This is a genomic window from Mesorhizobium sp. WSM1293, assembly GCF_000513875.1.
GTDB lineage: Bacteria > Pseudomonadota > Alphaproteobacteria > Rhizobiales > Rhizobiaceae > Mesorhizobium > Mesorhizobium ciceri.
The window spans coordinates 72,611-91,451 of record NZ_AZUV01000019.1 but is presented as its reverse complement, the minus strand read 5'-3'; the positions used below and the strand labels follow the sequence as shown (position 1 = coordinate 91,451).

Annotated in this window: 16 protein-coding genes and 1 tRNA gene; 10 read left to right on the top strand and 7 right to left on the bottom strand. The window is 64.1% G+C overall.

Going from position 1 to position 18,841, the window contains the following annotated elements; all coding sequences use genetic code 11:
• Positions 1 to 1,044 (bottom strand): class II aldolase/adducin family protein, encoded by a 1,044-nt coding sequence (locus M729_RS0122620; RefSeq protein WP_027162934.1) that lies wholly within the window; start codon positions 1,042 to 1,044, stop codon positions 1 to 3.
• Between the two features lie 192 nt (positions 1,045 to 1,236).
• Between M729_RS0122620 and M729_RS0122615 the strand changes: the two genes are divergently transcribed.
• The 8 genes from M729_RS0122615 (at position 1,237) to M729_RS1000000138920 (ending at position 9,710) form a co-directional block, all read left to right on the top strand.
• Positions 1,237 to 2,013, top strand: coding sequence for a DeoR/GlpR family DNA-binding transcription regulator (locus M729_RS0122615; RefSeq protein WP_013529337.1), 777 nt, complete (start codon positions 1,237 to 1,239; stop codon positions 2,011 to 2,013).
• Positions 2,010 to 3,389: a carbohydrate kinase gene (locus M729_RS0122610; RefSeq protein WP_027162933.1), complete on the top strand. Its 1,380-nt coding sequence runs from the start codon at positions 2,010 to 2,012 to the stop codon at positions 3,387 to 3,389. Before M729_RS0122615 ends, M729_RS0122610 begins: the two co-directional genes overlap by 4 nt.
• Complete coding sequence (locus tag M729_RS0122605; protein WP_027162932.1) at positions 3,386 to 4,930, top strand: sugar ABC transporter ATP-binding protein; 1,545 nt, start codon at positions 3,386 to 3,388, stop codon at positions 4,928 to 4,930. The genes M729_RS0122610 and M729_RS0122605 overlap by 4 nt, the downstream gene beginning before the upstream one ends.
• Positions 4,927 to 5,925 carry a COG4158 family protein gene (locus tag M729_RS0122600; RefSeq protein ID WP_027162931.1) on the top strand — a complete coding sequence of 333 codons (999 nt, stop codon included), beginning with the start codon at positions 4,927 to 4,929 and terminating at the stop codon, positions 5,923 to 5,925. Before M729_RS0122605 ends, M729_RS0122600 begins: the two co-directional genes overlap by 4 nt.
• Positions 5,926 to 6,001: 76 nt before the next feature.
• On the top strand, positions 6,002 to 6,940 hold the full coding sequence (locus M729_RS0122595) for an ABC transporter substrate-binding protein (RefSeq protein WP_013529341.1): 939 nt from the start codon (positions 6,002 to 6,004) through the stop codon (positions 6,938 to 6,940).
• Between the two features lie 64 nt (positions 6,941 to 7,004).
• Complete coding sequence (locus tag M729_RS0122590) at positions 7,005 to 7,898, top strand: sugar phosphate isomerase/epimerase (protein ID WP_027162930.1); 894 nt, start codon at positions 7,005 to 7,007, stop codon at positions 7,896 to 7,898.
• 332 nt (positions 7,899 to 8,230) lie between these two features.
• Positions 8,231 to 8,584, top strand: a complete 354-nt coding sequence (locus M729_RS0122585; RefSeq protein WP_024503728.1) for a cupin domain-containing protein — start codon at positions 8,231 to 8,233, stop codon at positions 8,582 to 8,584.
• Between the two features lie 937 nt (positions 8,585 to 9,521).
• Positions 9,522 to 9,710: a hypothetical protein gene (locus M729_RS1000000138920; protein ID WP_198032125.1), complete on the top strand. Its 189-nt coding sequence runs from the start codon at positions 9,522 to 9,524 to the stop codon at positions 9,708 to 9,710.
• A gap of 125 nt (positions 9,711 to 9,835) precedes the next feature.
• On the opposite strand, the gene M729_RS1000000139340 is transcribed toward M729_RS1000000138920, so the two are convergent.
• The 3 genes from M729_RS1000000139340 to M729_RS0122565 form a co-directional block, all read right to left on the bottom strand.
• Positions 9,836 to 11,764 (bottom strand): hypothetical protein, encoded by a 1,929-nt coding sequence (locus M729_RS1000000139340; protein WP_245267613.1) that lies wholly within the window; start codon positions 11,762 to 11,764, stop codon positions 9,836 to 9,838.
• 530 nt (positions 11,765 to 12,294) lie between these two features.
• A tRNA-Arg gene (locus M729_RS0122570) sits at positions 12,295 to 12,371 on the bottom strand.
• A gap of 82 nt (positions 12,372 to 12,453) precedes the next feature.
• Positions 12,454 to 13,617: a M20 aminoacylase family protein gene (locus tag M729_RS0122565; RefSeq protein ID WP_024503731.1), complete on the bottom strand. Its 1,164-nt coding sequence runs from the start codon at positions 13,615 to 13,617 to the stop codon at positions 12,454 to 12,456.
• Positions 13,618 to 13,830: 213 nt separating this feature from the next.
• Between M729_RS0122565 and M729_RS0122560 the strand changes: the two genes are divergently transcribed.
• Together M729_RS0122560 and M729_RS0122555 are read left to right on the top strand one after the other, a co-directional pair.
• Entirely contained in the window at positions 13,831 to 14,994 is a 1,164-nt protein-coding gene (locus M729_RS0122560) for a D-alanyl-D-alanine carboxypeptidase family protein (RefSeq protein WP_013529350.1), read from the top strand.
• Positions 14,995 to 14,997: 3 nt separating this feature from the next.
• Positions 14,998 to 16,107, top strand: a complete 1,110-nt coding sequence (locus M729_RS0122555) for a GTP-binding protein (protein WP_027162928.1) — start codon at positions 14,998 to 15,000, stop codon at positions 16,105 to 16,107.
• Positions 16,108 to 16,117: 10 nt separating this feature from the next.
• Here the strand turns inward: M729_RS0122555 and M729_RS0122550 are convergent, their stop codons facing one another.
• From M729_RS0122550 to M729_RS0122540, 3 genes are all read right to left on the bottom strand, one after another.
• Entirely contained in the window at positions 16,118 to 16,354 is a 237-nt protein-coding gene (locus tag M729_RS0122550; RefSeq protein ID WP_024503732.1) for a sulfurtransferase TusA family protein, read from the bottom strand.
• A gap of 8 nt (positions 16,355 to 16,362) precedes the next feature.
• Complete coding sequence (locus M729_RS0122545; RefSeq protein WP_024503733.1) at positions 16,363 to 17,661, bottom strand: murein L,D-transpeptidase family protein; 1,299 nt, start codon at positions 17,659 to 17,661, stop codon at positions 16,363 to 16,365.
• Positions 17,662 to 17,878: 217 nt separating this feature from the next.
• Positions 17,879 to 18,829 carry an acetyl-CoA carboxylase carboxyltransferase subunit alpha gene (locus tag M729_RS0122540; RefSeq protein ID WP_024503734.1) on the bottom strand — a complete coding sequence of 317 codons (951 nt, stop codon included), beginning with the start codon at positions 18,827 to 18,829 and terminating at the stop codon, positions 17,879 to 17,881.
• Positions 18,830 to 18,841: the final 12 nt, after the last annotated feature.

Below are 18,841 nucleotides of genomic sequence, written 5' to 3'. Positions count from 1 at the left end.
CTAGCCGCCAGCCGCGTTAAGTTTCTGGCGATACTGCTCGGCGTCCCAGTTGACCAGCTCGTCATTCTCGGAAGCGGTGAGATAGTTCAGCCGCGCGGCGATGTCGACACGCGCCGTCACGTCGGCGAGGCAGCGTTGCATGGCATCGGCGCCGGCACTGGCGTCGCCGCGCATCAGCACGCCTGCGCCGGGAAACAGGATCGCCGCAGGCGGCGTGCCCAGTCTCGCAACGACATCGGCCACGGCCTCGCCTGGCTTCGCCACGACGGAGCCCTGGCCGAGGAAGATGACGTGGTCCGGATAGAGGCTGCCGGCCTGCGCCATGCGGCGGCTCTCAGGGTCGAGCGCAACCGCATGCGCTTCGACATCGGCCGGCAATCTGTAGCCGCTGTCGCCGGCAAGCGCGGCCAAGGCGTCGAGGTCGGGTGCGGCGGTCGCGCGCGCCGGCCGGGCCAGCAATGACCTGATACGGCGCAGCAGAAGCTCCGCCCCGGCGACGGTTTCGGCAGCGACGACCAGCCCGTGATTGCCAAGGATCAGCACGTCGACACCAGGCCGCAGTTTTTCGGCAATGCCGCGTGCAAGCGGCAGGCCGGGCCGGAAATAGGGCACATAGGCCCATTCGATGCCATCGAGCCGCTTGGCGACCTCGGCCTCGCCATCGGCCTGCACGGCAAGCGAGATGGTGTCGACGCAATGGACATGCAGAACGACGCGCTGCGGCATCAAAGCGTGCACCGTGGTCTCGATCGATGGCCGCAGGCCGCGCGGGTTGAGCGCTGCAATGGTGAAACCCTGCGGCTGGTCGGCGGCGCGATCCCGCTGTTCGACGGCTTTCAGCAGCGGCGCCATCGCCACCGGCACCATGATGTCATCGACGAGCGCGTCTTTCAGCCAGGTGCCGGAGGCCTTGATCCACAGCGTGTCGCCGGCTTTCAGCGAGGTGTTGCCGCCTGCCGCCTGGGTGAGATGCGGGCTCCGCCCGATGCTGGCCGAAAGCGCCCGCAAGGCCGCCAGTTCCTGCGCGTCAGCTTGGGTCGCCATGGCGCTTTTCCTCCAACGGCTCGGCCGTGTCCTGCGCGAAATCCCGTTGCCGGGATCGAATTGGCGCTGATATCGCAGATACGAGTGATCTACGTCAATAGTGATCTACTGTCATCAAACACGCTTGCAATCCGACTAATGTTGAGTAAGTTACGCCAATTGCCATGGAAAATGGCATCCGGGAGGAAAGAATTGAGCGACTCCGGCCGCCAGCGTCAGATCGTCGAACTGTTGCGGGATCGTCCGTTCGCTTCGGTGCGCGAGTTGCAGGAGCGGCTTGGCGTTTCAGCCGCGACGGTCAGGCGCGATATCGACAGGATCGACGAGGCCGGCGAAGCGCGGAAGGTCTATGGCGGCATCTCGGCGCTCGACGGCGCTTCCCAGGCCGGTGTTGCCTACGCCAGGCCTTACGACGAGAACCGCGACCTTGCGGTCGAGGCCAAGCGGCAGATCGCCGCTCTCGCGGCGACCATGGTGCGCGACGGCGACGCCGTGATCGTGCATGGCGGCTCGACCTGCTTCCATCTGGGCGTCAAGCTCGCCGAGCGCAACATCCGCCTCTACACCAACTCGATGCCGCTGGCGGCCTATCTCAGCGACCACGGCCATTGCAGCCTGACGGTTGCGGGCGGTGATCTGCATCGCGAACCCGGCATCATCCATTCGCTCAGCCAGGCCGTGCCCTTCTATGCCTCCAAATTCTTTCTCGGCGCGCAAGGCCTTGGCCAGGAAGGCGTGATGGAATCGCACCCGCTGCTGGTACGCTCGATCGTCGATCTCAGCCTTTGCGCCGACCAGATCGTGGTGCTGGCCGACAGCCGCAAACTGTCGATCCACGCGCGCAACGTCGCGCTGCCGCTTTCCCGCATCGGCACGCTGGTCACCGACGACGGTCTCTCCGACGCCGATGCGCGCATGCTGGAAGACGCCGGCGTCATGGTGCGGATAGCCTCGGGAGCCATCCAGTGAAGGTGGCTGTCCTCGATTTCGGCAAGACCAATTCGAAGCTGTTCGTCTTCGGCCAGGACGGGCGGATCATCGACGAGCGCCGGACACAGCCGAAATGGGTGCGCCAAGGCGTCTTCAGCGTGCTCGACGAGGCGGCGCTCCACCATTGGGCGCTCAGCGCCGTTGCCGATGCGGTCGACCGTCATGGTGTGGAAGGGGTCATGGTGTCGGGCCATGGCTGCACCTTTGCCTTGGTCGACGAAGCGGCGCTGACGCATCCGATCCTCGATTACGAGCAAGAGCCGCCGGCCGAGATTGCCGCGCGGATCGATCGCCGCATTCCGGACTTTTCCGAGACCTTTTCGCCGCGGCTGCCGCTCGGCTTCAACTACGGCCGCCACATGCTGTGGCTGCAGGAGGTCGATCCCGACGCGTTCGCTACGTCGAAATCGATCCTCGGCTATCCGCAATACTGGAGCTGGCGCCTTGGCGGGCGGGCGGTCTCGGAAGTGTCCTATCTCGGCTGCCATTCGCATCTGTGGGCGCCGCGGAGCCAGGACTTTTCCTCGCTGGTCAACGCGCAGGGCTGGCGTGACCGGATGCCTGGCTTCGAGCGCGCCGGCACTGTTATCGGCGAGCACCGCCTCGACGCTGCGGCGCGACCGATCGCCATCCACAACGGCGTCCATGATTCGAATGCGGCGCTCTATGCCTATCGCCGGCAGGAGCTTGGCCCGGTCACCGTCGTTTCGACCGGCACCTGGGTCGTCGTGCTCAATCCGGATTGCCCGCTCGACGCACTCGACCGGGATCGCGACATGCTGGTCAATGTCGATGTCGGCGGCGGCCCGGTGCCGACCATTCGCTTCATGGGCGGGCGCGAATTCGCAACCATCAGCGGCGGCTGGCAAGGCGAGATCGCCCGTCCGGTGGTGCAGCAGGTGATCGATGCCGGCATCATGGCGCTGCCGAGCTTCGCGCCAGGCGGGCCGATGCCCAGTCAGTCCGGCCGGCTGGTGGGGCGCACGCCCGATGCCGAGGAACGCGCGGCGGCGGCGCTGCTCTACGTCGCGCTGATGGTCGATCTGTCGCTCGACCTCATCCATTCGAACAACACGGTGATCGTCGATGGCGGGCTGAACACAGGCGGTGTGTTGGCCGGACTGCTGGCGCAGTTGCGTCCCGGCCAGGCTTTCCTGCAGGGCGCCACGCTGGAGGGCAGCGCCACGGGTGCAGCGGCGCTCGCCTTCGAGAGCGTCGGGCGCGAATTCGCCGCCGAAGTTCCAGAGCCGGTGCACGCGTCGCGTTTCACCGGGTTGGCAGGCTATCGCAGCAACTGGCGTGACGCCACGATGGACCGGGGCGTCGCCGGTGCGGCAGTGGGAGGTGCGCGATGAGTGCGATTGCCCAGGTCGAGACGGCGCGCCAGCCGGTGCTGGAGATGCGCCACATCTCAAAGACGTTCGGCGCGATCCGTGCCTTGCACGATGTCTCGCTCAGCGTCCATGCCGGGGAGCTGCACGCCTTGATGGGCGAGAACGGCGCCGGCAAGTCGACATTGATGAAAGTGCTTTCAGGCGCCTATCGGCCGGATGCCGGCGGCGAGATCCTGATCGACGGCATGCCGGCTGCGACCGGCGATCCGATCAAGGCGCGCGCCAGCGGCGTCGCGGTGATCTATCAGGAGCTGTCGCTGGCGCCCAATCTGACGGTGGCGCAGAACATCTTCCTCGGCAACGAGCCGCGACGCTTCGGCATCGTCGATCGCGACCAGTGCACCCGGCGCGCCAGCGAGATCATCAAGCGGCTCGGCGTTTCCTTTTCGGCCCGCGACATGGTCTCCAGCCTGTCGCTCGGCGAGCGCCAGCTGGTCGAGATCGCCCGCGCGCTATCGACCAATGCGCGCATCATCGTCATGGACGAGCCGACCACGTCGCTGACCTCGCGCGAGACCGACCGGCTGTTCGAGGTCATCGCGACGCTGAAATCGCAAGGCATCGCCATCATCTACATCAGCCACCGCATGGAAGAGGTGTACCAGCTTGCCGACCGCGTCAGCGTGCTGCGCGACAGCGGTTATGTCGGCACGCTCGAGCGTGCCGACCTCAGTGCCTCGCGCCTCGTCTCGATGATGGTCGGCCGCGATTTGTCGGCTTTCTACAAGAAGGATCATCGGCCGCCGGATGAAAAGCGCGCGGTGGCGCTCTCGGTGCGCGCCATGTCCGACGGCCGTCTCCTGAAAAACTGTTCGTTCGACCTGCACAAGGGCGAGGTGCTGGCGCTGGCGGGTCTGGTCGGTTCCGGCCGCACAGAGCTTGCGCGGCTGATCTTCGGCGCCGACAGGCACATTTCAGGCACGCTGGAACTCGACGGCAAACCTGTAACCATCGGCTCGCCGCGCGAGGCGCTCGATGCCGGCATCGCCTATCTGACCGAGGACCGCAAGGAACTCGGCCTGTTCCTCGACATGTCGATCTCCGACAACATCAGCATGGGCGTGCTGGCGCGGGATTCGCGCGCCGGCGGCTTGCGCGACTTCGCGGCCGCCGAAAGGCGTGCTTCCAAGGCCGTTGCCGATCTCTCCATCCGCACCAGTTCGGTGCAGGCCAATGCCGGCTCGCTGTCGGGCGGCAACCAGCAGAAGGTGCTGCTCGCCCGCCTGCTCGAGACCGAGCCGAAGGTCGTCATCCTCGACGAGCCGACCCGCGGCGTCGATGTCGGAGCGAAATCGGAAATCTACCGGCTGATCGACAATCTCGCCAAGCAGGGCATCGCCATCCTGATGATCTCCAGCGAACTGCCCGAGGTGATCGGCGTCGCCGATCGCGTGCTGGTGATGCGCGACGGAAAGATATCGGGCGAGGTGACGGCATCGCAAGGCGAACCGCTGAGCCAGGAGGAAATCATGGAACTTGCAACGGGAGCGGCTCAGCAATGACCGACAAGGCGACCGAGATCAGCGCGGGCGGCCAGGCGACCGGCACGAGCCGACGGTTGCGCACGGCTTTCGCTGCCCTTGGCATGCTGCCGGTGCTGATCCTGCTGGCGGCCGGCTTCCAGTTCCTGAACCCGCGCTTCCTGACCGAGACCAACCTGTTGATCGTCACCCAGCAGTCGTCGATCAACATCGTGCTGGCGGCCGGCATGACCTTCGTCATCCTCACCGGCGGTATCGACCTGTCCGTCGGCGCCATCCTCGCCGCATCGGCGATGGTGGCGGTGATCGTATCGCTGGTGCCGGACTGGGGTTTGCTCGGCGTGCCGGCGGCCATTCTGGTCGGCCTCGGCTTCGGCCTCATCAACGGGCTGCTCATCGCCTACATCAAGCTGCCGCCCTTCATCGTCACGCTGGGTTCGCTGACCGCGGTGCGCGGTGTCGCCCGCCTGCTCGGCCAGGACACGACGGTGTTCAATTCGGACCTGCCGTTCGATTTCATCGGCAACGGTTCGCTGTTCGGCATCCCGTGGCTGGTCATCATCGCGCTGTCGGTGGTGGTGCTGTCCTGGCTGGTGCTCAAGCGCACCGTGCTCGGCACCTGGATCTACGCCGTCGGCGGCAATGCGGAAGCGGCTCGGCTGACCGGTATCAAGGTGCCGCTGGTGCTGCTCTTCGTCTATGGCGTTTCCGGCCTGCTGGCCGGCCTCGGCGGCGCCATGTCGGCGGCCCGGCTCTACGCCGCCAACGGCTTGCAGCTGGGCCAGTCCTACGAACTCGACGCCATTGCCGCGGTCATTCTCGGCGGCACCAGCTTCGTCGGCGGCGTCGGCTCGATCTGGGGAACGCTGATCGGCGGCCTGATCATCGCGGTGCTCTCCAACGGGCTCATCTTGGCCGGTGTCTCGGACATCTGGCAGTACATCATCAAGGGATTGGTCATCATCGTGGCGGTCGCCCTCGACCGCTACAGGCTCCAGGCAGGAGCAAGAACGTGATTGACCTTAGTCGCCGGCGTCAACGACCGGTTTGTGTAACGCACCGTGAGAGGCGCGGGGCAATCGGAGGAAAGCAATGAAGACCATCGCCAAACTGCTCTGCGGCGTCGCACTCGCGTCGCTCGCCATCGCGCCTGCTTCGGCCAAGGACCTCAACAAGGTCGGTATCTCGGTCGGCCTGCTCGGCAATCCCTTCTTCGTCGCCACCATCAAGGGCATCGAGGACGCGGCCAAGAAGATCAACCCGAAGGTCGAGGTGACCTCGGTATCGGCCGACTATGACCTCAACAAGCAGGTCTCGCAGGTCGATTCGTTCATCGCCGCCGGTGTCGACGTGATCATGCTCAATGCCGTCGACGCCAAGGCGATCGCGCCGGCGGTGAAGAAGGCACAGGCCGCAGGTATCGTCGTTGCCGCCTTCGACGTTTCGGCGCCGGGCGCCGACGTCACTGTGATGACCAACAACGTCAAGGCCGGCGAAGAGGCCTGCCAGTACCTGGTCGACCACACCGGCGGCAAGGGCGACTACGTCATCCTCAACGGACCGGCATCGTCGTCGATCCTGGAGCGGGTGAAGGGCTGCAAGAACGTGCTTTCGCAGCATCCCGACATCAAGATCCTCTCCGACGACCAGAATGCCGAAGGCTCGCGCGACGGCGGCCTGAAGGTGTTCCAGTCGCTGCTCACCCGCTTCGACAAGATCGATGCGGTGTTTGCCATCAATGACCCGACGGCGATCGGCGCCCAGCTCGCTGCCAAGCAGCTCAACCGTTCGGAGTTCATCTTCACCGCCGTCGACGGCGCGCCCGATATCGAGAAGGAACTCTCTTCCGGCACCTCGATGATTAAGGCCTCGGCCTCGCAGGATCCCTATGTAATGGCCGGCCAGTCACTGACGATGGCGGCCGAACTGCTGGCCGGCAAGAAGCCGGCGGAGCCGACCGTTCTGCTCGACCCGAAGCTGATCACGGCCGAGAACCTGAAGGACTACAAGGGCTGGACCGCAGCCCGCTAAATTCTTCCCAAGGCCGGGGCGGCCGGGATGACCCGGCCGCACCTTGTCAGCACCGGAGACGATGATGTCGCGTATTGGAATCCATTCTTTCGTCTGGTCGGCGAGCTCGGCTCAGGCCGATCTGGAGCGCACGCTGGCCAACACCAGGGAGGCCGGCTTCGATCTCATCGAATTCTCCTATCTCGACCCCGCCAATGTCGACATCGGCGGGCTCGCGAGGCGCATCGCCGATCTTGGCCTCGGCGTGGCGATCAGCATCGGATTGCCTGTTAATGGCGATATTTCGAGCGCCGACAGGGCGATTGCCGCGCGCGGCGTCGAAATCCTCAACGACACCATCGCGCTGACGCGCGATCTCGGCGGCCGGAAGGTCGCCGGCATTCTTTCGACCAGCCACGGATTGCAGGTCGAGGCGCCGACGCGCGATCAATGGCAACGCAGTGCCGGCACGCTGGCCAAGGTTGCCGAAACAGCCAAGGCGGCCGGCGTCACGCTCAACCTCGAGATCGTCAACCGCTTCGAAAGCAATCTGCTCAACACCGCCGCGCAAGGACTGGCCTTCATCGAGGACACTGGCTCGGACAACATCTTCCTGCATCTCGACACGTTCCACATGAACATCGAGGAGGCCGATGTCGGGCTGGCCATCCGTCAAGCCGCCGATAAGATCGGCTATGTCCATATCGGCGAAAGCCATCGCGGCTTCCTCGGCACCGGCAATATCGATTTCGCCGCGATCTTCGATGCGCTGACGGCGATCGGCTACAGCGACGATCTCAGCTTCGAATCCTTCTCTTCGGAAATCGTCGATGAGCACCTGTCGAAGAAGACCGCCATCTGGCGCAATCTGTGGACGGACAACATGGCGCTGGCCAAGCACGCGCGCGCCTTCATCGGGCTCGGGCTGGAGACGGCAAGGCGCAAGGCGGAACTCGTTTCGGCGCGCCACAAACCCTAACCCGCCCGTCGAGAGGGCGCGGCGTGCGCCGCATGGCAGGGCTCTGACTTCAAATCAACAAACGGCCTTATGGCAGCCAGTGCTGGCAGCTTTTGCGCCGCCAGCTTTTTCGCGATAGGAATTTTTTCTTGACTCGGTGACCTCAGCTATGGTACATTTTTGCCTATGGTGCTGATTTGCGCCAGTGACCCGCCGCACAGGCGGGTTTTTGTTTGATGCACCGTCAGCCAAGGTGCCGGCCGTATGGCGGCGGCATTGCTCGCGGCAGGTGCATCGGTTATCTGACCGGCCAGGCAAACAGCGCCACGCAATCCCCAAACGGAGTTCAGCACATGACACGCGAGACAATCCTCAAATTCGGCACCGTCGAACACGCGGACGCAGGCGATCTGGCTGGCTGGATCGTCGTCGAGGGCAGGCCGACCATGCAAACCGCCGTCCAGCACACGACCGAGGACGGCAAGGTGCTGTCGGGCACCTGGCGGGCGACGCCCGGCACCTATCACGCCACCTATACCGACTACGAGTTCGTGCACATGATCGCCGGCCGCATCATCATCACGCCGGACGGCGGCACGCCGGTCGAGGTCGGCCCCGGCGATGCCTTCGTCGTGGAAGCGGATTTCAAGGGAACCTGGAAGATCATCGAGCCGGTGACGAAGCATTTTGTCGTGCGGGTCGGCTGAAGCGGGGTGATCCGTCTGGCCGCGCCATCGCGGCGAGTGCTCAAGCGAAGCTTTTTCGTGCCTCCGGGGGCCTTTTGGAGGCCATCCCACCCGACATCGCGTGGGTGTCGCCGATGGCTCGGAGGAGGTGCGCTGACCTGGGCGCGGTAAGCGTATTCGCTGATCTCTGCATTCGCCGGGGCCTCGGCCAGGCCACTCCTCGGACTCCGGTCATTGGGTCATGAAGGCGTCTGTGGCGTCATCCAGACGGTCGGCCTCGACATGAATGATACGGCACTCGCCAGCCAAGCGATCTCTCATCGGTGCTTACCGGCCAAGTATCCTTGATACACCGGATTGATCCCCTAGTTCTTTCGGGGGCGCGGCAATCGCGAGGTTGCCTCGGGGCAGCGGCGGTTCGCGCCGTTCTGACTGCACGCCGCGGAAAGACGGTTGGACCGACGCATCCATGGAGGTCGTCGTGCGTCAATCGCGTGGATTCACCTGTGCGTATTTCGTCTTAGCTTGCTCGATCGCGGCAGTTTGCGCAGGAGCTGCAACGGGTGGTCAGCAAGGCGGAGGGCATGGCAACGGGGGCCATGGTTCTGGTGGCCATGGTGGCGGTGGAGGTCATGGCGCCGGCGGCAACGAGGGCGGCTCGCACAAAGGGACTGGCGACGACCCTGGCGGCTCCAGTTCGTCGGCGGACGACGGCGAGACCAGCACAAGCGGCACTACGACAGCCCCGGGGACGGTAGGTACGGCCACCGCTACTGCTGTTGCGTCCGCAAGGGGCGGACAGTCGCTCGACCTCCCGGCCGCTCTCCAGCCCCCCAGCGACAGCAAAACTCAATCAACAGTCAGCCGAACCGAGGCGCTGCCGGGCGTCCCGGATAAAGTCGTTCGGGCCTGCCATGATGCCATCGAGTCGGCCGCCGCTCCGTTGGGGGCGACCAGCGTGCGCGTCACCAGCGCGGGCTTCGTACATCAGTTGAGTCGGGCGACGATCTCGGCCCCCATCGAAGTCAGCATCGACTATGCGCGGCAAGGCAGCGTGGAAACGCGGCAGGCGGCGATCCAATGCGAATTGGACGCGACAGGCAGCGTGATCGGTCTGATAGCGAACCGCGCAGAACACTCTCGCTGATGAAGCAGGGTGAATTCGAGAGGCCATTCATCTTTGGCCGAAATGGCAGCAGGCCTCGGATGCGTTACGAAGGGGTGCGGGGCATCAAAAATGGCCTTCCACGGAAGCGACCGCGCAGTCGGAAATCACTGCGGTGTCACGTGTCTTGGCAAGAGCGAATAAGGAAGTGTGATCGAACGCACCCGGGTCATCCGCGAAGGGTTGCGAACCTTGCCAATCTTCTTGCTGACGGCCTTCACCTGGCTGGCTGCCGCGCGGCCAGAACGCGGCTTCAGGGGCGGTTCGATCTGCGCGCTGCGGCGCTCGGTCCTGAGCCTGTCGTTGTCCCCGCGCGCCGCAGCCAAGTCGCGGGCAAGAGAAACAGTGGCCTCGCGTTGCTCGTCCAGAGCCTCCTGAAGCTTAGCGACACGCACCAAAAGAGCTTGGGCGGCGGCTTCGCGCTCGATGCGTGCTCTGTCGAGATCCTTACGATTCATGACGGCTGTAGTACGTTCCCGTGCCAGAGCCTGTGCCGTCTCGGTTGCGGCCTGCTCGGCACGCTCTTTCGCTGAGACTGCCTTGGCTCGCTCCAGTTCAGCCGCCTGGCGCTCGATGCGAGCTTCTTTCAGCTCCTCAACGGCCGCTGCTGCTGCAGCGCGTTCTCGTGCGAGCGTTCGCTCCGTGTCAGCGGCGGTCCGCTCCACTTGTTGTCTCGCTGTGACCGCGTCGGTCCGTTCGCGCTCAGCCGCAGCCGTACGCTTCATGAGTGCGTCATTGGCCAGTTTCGCTTCGGCGAGATCGCCACGAAGCAGCTCCGTCTTCCGGCGCTCGTCGTCGAGTATGCCGCTCGCCTGCGCCAGTGAAGCCTTGGCCGTGGCGCGATCCTTGGCGGCCTCGGTCTCAAGCTTTTCAATTTGGACGCGCGCTTGCGAGAAATCGCGCGCCTGCCTTTGGGCTTGCTCCTGCTCGAGATGAGCAGCGGGCATCTCCTTAAGGACATAGCTGGCGGCCTCGCTCAGCATCGTGCGGGCCTCTCCCGCAATGCGCCGCAACGCGTCAAGGGTGCGGGCTGCCGCGAGTTCATTGCGCAACCGCTCCTCGCGCGCGTCATCGGCAGCTGCCATGCTTGCCCTCAGCGTGTGGATCTGCTTGCTCGCCTCGAGGAGCGCTGCCTGCAGAGCGGCGCTCCTGGCACGCTCGCCTTCCGCCGCCCGGTGCTCCTGGTCGGCCAATTGTCTCGCAGCGGCAGCCTGAGCACGATCCGTCCCGGCTTGCGCCTGGTTAGCCGTGAGATCCGGGCCAAGCAATTCGGCACTCGCCTGAAGTCCCAGCGGGCGCGAAAGGTCTCGATGGGCCTGGTCTTGGGTTTGCGAGATGGCGGAAGCGCTTTCGACCCAGATTTGTCTCGTCATCGCATAGCCAATCGGCGCGGCCAGACAAATGGCGGCGAGACCCAAGCGCGATACAAGAACGATCGGCCTGCGAACGACAGGGTTTGAGGCAGGCGCCATGGCCGGGTCGGGATCTCCCATCTGAGCTATGAAATTCAAACCGCGATCCGCAGCATAGGCCAACGGAGCAATTTTTGGCGGTGAAGCCTTATGGCGCAATTGGTCCCGTGCCGACCCGCAAATCCGCTTCCCACGTTCCGCGATCGCGCTGATGGATGCTGCAAGCCGGCCAGACTGCACTCTGTTCGGTGCAGGAGCACCGGTCTCGACCACTGACGAGCTCCCGCTGGGTTCGGATGTCGCGGCGAAATGTTCGATTCGCACTCCGAACCGAGAGTAGTTGGAATTTTGAGCCCGAACATTCAGGCCGACCGCATGCAAGGGGTTGGCAGCCTTGGAAGAAGCAGGCCCGGCGACAAGTCCGGCCGGGCTTTCCCATTCCCAAGAAGCCTCGTCGGCGATACCGGGTCTGCCTTCGTCAAACGCTGCAAGGCGGCGCCGTCGCACCGCGGCAAGGATACGCCGGAGCACAAGATAGACGCCCACCGATGCAAGCGTCACCACTGCGCTCAGAATGGCCAGATTTACGTCGTTTGCATACATTTCGGCAAGATAATTTGGCATTGCCGTGCCCGTGCGTTCTGGTGGTATTGCCAAGTTCATAAAGCGATGTCTGGTCATTCGCCTTGGTATTCGCCAAGGCCTTACCGCTCTCGGAGCGTCGCTTTCTTCGGGATCCTTCTGGTCCTTGCGAATTGTTGCGGATGGCGGGGCGCCGGTCGCGTGCCGATAGATCGCCGCAGTTGATATTCCGTAGCGGGCAATGGCCGACCAAGGACGCATGCAGGGCTCTGAAACGCCGGTTTGCGCCTCTGCATAGCAACCTCGCGAGAGTTCGCCGGTGCGGACAATTCGCCATTTCCGGGCTTAGGACTGTCCATCATGAACTTTAAGCTAGGTCACAGCGCACCACGGTCAACCATCAGCTCCTAATGATCCTGCAGGCAGCCTTCGGCCAGACAAAAGGGCCATTGTAGTGCCCGCTCTTCGTAGCGAAGCTGATCGTTCCTTGTTCGGTGATGCATTCCCGCCGAGATTAGAATTCGTCGTACTGTTTCAAGTACGACGTCAATTTCCTAAGCTGATGAAAAGCATGGTGATCCCGACAGGAATCGAACCTGTGACCTACAGATTAGGAATCTGCCGCTCTATCCTACTGAGCTACGGGACCACGCGGCCAGACACATAGCCGCTTCGGATCGTTTCGCCAAGAGGCCGGCCGAAGGCAATTCGGCCGGCCTGCGCTGCCGCTGTCAGGCGGCCAGCGCGGTTTCAGCCAGTTTCACCCAGTAGCTCATGCCGTGCGGGATGACCTCGTCGTTGAAATCGTAGGCCGGGTGGTGCAGACCGGCGGTGTCGCCATTGCCGATGAAGATGAAGGCGCCGGGGCGGGCTTCGAGCATGTAGGAGAAATCCTCGCCGCCCATCACCGGCTGGATGCCGCGGTGGACATGGGCGTCGCCGGCGACACTCATCGCGACGTCACCGGCAAACACCGTCTCTTCCGCGTGGTTGAAGGTCACGGGATAATTCGCCTGGTAGTCGACCTCGATCCTGGCCCCGAACGCGGTCGCCAGCCCGTCGCAAATGCTGCGGATGCGCTCTTCGGACTTCTTGGCGATTTCTTTTCGCAAGGTGCGCACGGTGCCGGCGATTTCGGCGGTTTCGGGGATGATGTTGTAGGCGTCACCGGCGTGGAACTTGGTCACCGACACCACCACGGCCTCGACCGGATCGGTGCTGCGCGAGGCGATCGTCTGCAAGGCGCCGACCAGTTGGCTGGTGATGACGATCGGGTCGATCGTGCCGTGCGGCATCGCCGCGTGGCCGCCCTTGCCGTGCACGGTGATGGTGAATTCGGCGGTCGCCGCCATGATCGGGCCCGGGCGAATGGCGAACTGCCCGACAGGCAGGCCCGGCATGTTGTGCATGCCGAACACCCTGGAGATGTCGAAACGCTCCATCATGCCATCCTTGACCATCTCGTTGCCGCCGCCGCCGCCCTCTTCGGCCGGCTGGAAGATCACCGCCACCGAACCGGTGAAGTTGCGCGTCTCGGCGAGGTATTTGGCCGCACCCAGCAGCATCGCCGTGTGGCCGTCATGGCCGCAGGCATGCATCTTGCCGGGGATGGTCGAGGCGTAGGGCTTTCCTGATATCTCGTTGAGCGGCAGCGCGTCCATGTCGGCGCGCAGGCCGATGGTGGGACCTTCGCCCTGGCGGCCGCGGATGATGCCGACCACGCCGGTCTTGCCGAGCCCGGTGACCACATCGTCACAGCCGAAAGCCTTCAGCTTCTCGGTGACGAAGGCGGCGGTCTTGAAGACGTCGAAGTTCAGTTCTGGCGTCTGATGCAGATGCTGGCGCCAGCCGGCAACTTCGTCCTGCATTTCGGCGGCACGGTTCAGGATTGGCATGATGGTTCCATCTCGCTGTTGGGACGGCGGGTGTTGGCCGCTGCCTTGCAATTGTGATCGCCAGGCACTTTGCCATCTTGGCGTCACATAGAGTAAATAGCACCGCAACAATGGGGTCCGGTTTTTGAGGGTCGGACCATATGCTGGCGATCGCGTAATGAAATCTTACGGAGCCAGGGGCGACTACGGCAAGAGGCGATTTCGGATTTGATCATGCGGTACAGGCATTTCCTCAAACTATTCTCGGCTGGCACAATCGCGCTGTCGGTTGTGGCCGGGCCGGCGCTGGCCAATCCGGTGGTCGTGTTCGACCTCGGCAGCGGCAAGATCCTGCAGCATCAGGATGCGTTCAAGCGCTGGTATCCGGCGTCGCTGAGCAAGCTGATGACCGCTTACGTCACCTTTCGGGCGATCGCGGCCGGCGAGGTACAGCTCGATTCGCCGATCAAGGTGACCAAACACTCCGCCGCCGAGCCGCCAAGCAAGATGGGCTTCAAGCCGGGCTCGGTGATGCGGCTCGACAATGCGCTGAAGATGATGCTGGTCAAATCGGCCAACGACATTGCCATGGCTGTCGGCGAAAATGTCGGCGGTTCGCAGGCGGCCTTTGCCGACCGGATGAACGCCGAGGCGACCCGGCTCGGCATGAACGGCACGCATTTCGTCAATCCGAACGGGCTCTATTCGCCGGATCAGTACACGACGGCGCGCGACCTCGCCGTGCTGGTGATGGCGATCCGCCGCGAATTTCCGCAATATGTGCCGTGGTTCTCGATCGAGGGCCTTGCCGTCGGCAAGAAGGCGATCCCCAACTACAATCTCTTGATCGGCCGCTATCCCGGCGCCGATGGCATGAAGACCGGCTTTGTCTGCCCCTCCGGCTTCAACATGATCGGTTCGGCGACGCGCAACGGGCGCACGCTGGTCGCGGTTGTGCTTGGCGAGAAGTCGGCGGTCACCCGCGCCGAGACGGCGGCAAAACTGCTCGATCAGGGGTTCGACACGCCTGTCGCCGGCTCGGCCACCGTCACCACGCTGGCGCCCTATGGCGACACGGTCTCACCCAACGACATGCAGGACGAGGTCTGCAAGAAGAAGACGCCGCAGGAGCAGTCCGAGGCGCCGCCGGCCGCCGCCAAGAACGTGCCGAAATCACCCTATCAGGAAAAGCTCGACCATGTGCCGACGCTGGTTGCCGTCGGCCTTGGCGGCGCCACCGGTCCGGCGCCGAAGGCCATCCTCGACCAGGGCGCGCAGGAATTTGCCGATGTGCCGATCCCGAGCTGGCGGCCCGACAGGCCGGCACCGGCCGGCACCGGCCCGAAGATTGCCGGCTCCGCCGCGCAGGGCGACCAGCCGGTCAAGGTTGCGAACTAGCCAATGGGCAGCGGCTTCCCGATCCCAGTCTCGGTGCTGACCGGCTTCCTCGGCGCCGGCAAGACGACGCTGCTCAACCGGCTGCTCAAGGATCCGGCGCTGGCCGACACCGCGGTGATCATCAACGAGTTCGGCGAGGTGGCGATCGACCATTTGCTGGTCGAGCAGTCTTCCGACGGCATCATCCAGCTGTCGGACGGCTGCCTGTGCTGCACGGTGCGCGGCGAACTGGTCGATACGCTGGCCGACCTGGTCGACCGGCTGCAGACCGGCCGCATTGCCCGGCTCGCCCGCGTCATCGTCGAAACCACCGGCCTTGCCGACCCGGCGCCGGTGCTGCAGTCGATCATGGCGCATCCGGCGCTGATCCAGGCCTTCCGGCTCGACGGCGTCATCACTTTGGTCGATGCCGTCAACGGCAACGCCACGCTCGATGCCCATGTCGAGGCGGTAAAGCAGGTTGCCGTCGCCGACCGCATCGTGCTCAGCAAAGCCGATCTGGCCACCGACCCCAATGAGCTGGAAATGCTGCGGGCGCGCCTGCGGCAGATCAATCCGGGCGCCGAACTGCTCGATGCCGGCGACACGGAGACAGGCGTGGCGGCGCTGTTTGATTGCGGCCTCTACAACCCGGCAACCAAATCCGCCGATGTGCGGCGCTGGCTTGGCGAGGAAGCGGCGCACGATCATCACCATCATGCTGGTCATGATCACGAGCATGGCCATGACCACGGCCATCGTCACGATCAGCGCGTGCGCTCCTATTCGCTGGTGCATGACGGCCCGGTGCCGTTTTCGGCGATCGAGATGTTCCTCGACCTGCTGCGTTCGACCCATGGCGAGCGCCTGCTGCGCATGAAGGGCGTCATCGAGCTCAGGGAAGACCCGTCGCGGCCGCTGGTGATCCATGGCGTGCAGAAGATCCTGCATCCGCCGGTGCAATTGCCGTCCTGGCCGGATGGCCAGCGTGGCACGCGGCTGGTGCTGATCACGCTCGACATGCCGGAAGATTATATCCGCAGGCTGTTCGCCGCCTTCACCGACCGGCCGTCGGTTGACACGCCCGACCGCGCGGCGCTGGAAAACAATCCGCTGGCGATCGCCGGGCGGTAGCCCCCAACGATTACGGCGCGCCGCGCTCGACCAGGAAGCGATGGCCGCCGGAGACCGCGGCCGTTTCAATCAACTGGTGGCCGCTCTCGGAGCAGAATGCCGGAATGTCGATGACGGCGAGCGGGTCGGTGGTCTCCAACCAGAGCCGGCTGCCCGGTTGCATCCCCGCGAGGCGCTTCTTGGCCTTGAGCACGGGCAAGGGGCAGTTCAGCCCCTTGAGGTCATAAATAGCGGCGCGATCAGCCACGGGCGATATCAACCGCCGAACATGCCGAGCAGCTTGTTCTTCAGCTTCGTCACGCGACTCTCGTCGGCACTCGCCGCTTGCGTTTCAGCCATTGGCGCCGTTTCCGAAGGAGCCGCGATGGTCGCGGTGGCGACAGGGGCCTCCTTGGCGGCCTTCTCGGCCTCCTTTTCGGCCAGAGCCTGGGCCTTGGCGGCTTCCTTGGCTTGCTTGGCCGCCTCAATGGCAGCCAGCCTCTGCTCCTCGGCCTTCTGCTTGGCAGCTTTTTCGGCATCAAGAGCCGCCATCTTGCGGCCGGCGGGCGAATCGATGCGGCCCATGCGTGCCGTCTCGGTGACCGAGCCGTCATTGTTGAGCGACGGCGGATCGATCGGTACGCGTTCGCCGCGTGCGCGGCGCTTGGACCAGTCGGAGACGATGCTGGCTTCCTTGATACCGGCGATGGTCGGCTTGGGCGCCGGCACGCTGGCCTTGACCGCGCCGCTGAACGCCGCGTCATAGGTGCTCATGTAGGAATTGTAGGCGCTCTTCAGCGAATCAGGCTGCGTCGTCGCCGGGCAGGCGCCAGTCGGATCGAATGTCTGACCGTCGGCGGCTACCTGATTGAAGACATAACGCTTCTCGCAGACATCGACCTTCGGCGGCACCTTGGTGATCTCGAAATTGTCGTAGCCGACCTTGAGCATCTTCCAGAAGTCGTAATTCGGGTCGTTGCGGTAGCGCGCCATGTTGGCGGCGGTCATGCGGAACGGAAACGCCTGGATCTGGAACTCGGTCTGGCCGCCCTGGAAAGCATCGCGGCCGAAGGCATAGATCTGCTCGATCTGCGCATCGGTCATCGAATAGCAGCCCGATGACGAACAGGCGCCGTGCACCATCAAATTGGAGCCGGTGCGGCCATTGGCGCGGTCATAGGCGTTGGGATAGCCGATGTTGAAGGACAGATGGTAGTTCGAGCGCGGATTCATCTGCGCCGGGCGCACCGTGTAGAAGCCTTCCGGCGCCTGGCGGTCGCCTTCGGTGTATTTCGGCCCGAGCTTGCCCGACCATTTGCAGATGTCGTAGCTGGCGACCATGTCATAGCGGCCGTTGGTCTTGGCCTTCCAGATCTCGAGCTTGCCTTCTTCCTTGAAGATGCGGGCCATCACCGACGAGGTGCGGACCATGCCCTTGGCCCTCATGTCGGCGAGGATCTTGTCGGGCAGCGGCTTGTTGGCCTCCGGGGCAAAATCCTTCATCGACGAATTGTTGCAGCCGGCAACGCCGAGGGCAGCGATCAGGATTCCGGTGCGGGCAAGCTTGACAAACATGGCTACAGATATCGTCTTTTCTCTGGCGCCAGGACGTTTCCTGCCCCGGCTGCTACACTGCGCATCGACGGACCCTAAGCCCGTTAACCCTAATAAATTCCTTACCGCAAGTGCCGACGCATCCCCCTGCGGCAGTCTCATTGAGCCGAATGCAGCGGCATTTTTGTGGCAAAAATGCTCCGCTCCGCCACATTGTTGCGGCCAAGGGTGCCTGTGGTCAGAGACTGCGGCCCATGGCCAGGTATTTTTCGCGGCGCTGTTCGCGGAAATCGGTGTTGGCGCCGGCGAAGTCCTTCATCGTCCTGGCGATGAGGTCTCCGGTCGCGGCGATCACGGTTTCGGCGCCGCGATGCGCACCGCCGAGCGGCTCGGGGATGATGGCGTCGATGATCTTCAGTTCCAGAAGATCCTGCGCGGTGATCTTCATGTTGGTCGCCGCGTCCTTCGATCGTGTCGTGTCGCGCCACAGGATCGAGGCGGCACCTTCCGGCGAAATCACCGAATAGATGGCGTGTTCGAGCATGTAGACGCGGTTGGCGGTGGCGATGGCAATGGCGCCGCCCGAACCGCCTTCGCCGATGACCACCGAGATCGACGGTACTTTCAGGCCGAGACAGGTCGAGGTTGAACGGGCGATAGCCTCCGCCTGGCCGCGCTCCTCGGCGTTGACTCCGGGATAGGCGCCGGCCGTGTCGACCAGCGTCAGGAGCGGGATCTTGAAGCGGTCGGCCAGTTCCATCAGCCGTACCGCCTTGCGGTAGCCCTCCGGCCGAACCGAGCCGAAATTGTGCTTCAGGCGGCTGGCTGTGTCGGAACCTTTTTCCTGGCCGATGATGGCAATGGGTTCGCCGCGGAAACGGGCGAAACCGCCGACGATCGCCTGGTCCTCACCGAAATTGCGGTCGCCGGCCAGCGGCGTGAAATCGGTGAACAGGCCCTTGATGTAGTCGACGCAATGCGGCCTGTCGGGATGGCGCGCCACCTGCACCTTCTGCCAAGGCGTCAGCGCCTTGTAGGCATCGCGCAATGCGTCGCGGGAGCGCTTCTCGAGACGGTTGATCTCGTCGCCGACATCGACCGCCTCGCCATTCTCGGCAAGCTTCTTCAGCTCGAGGATCTTGCCCTCGAGGTCCTGCACCGGCTTTTCGAAATCGAGGTAATTATACATGCGTGAGCGGAC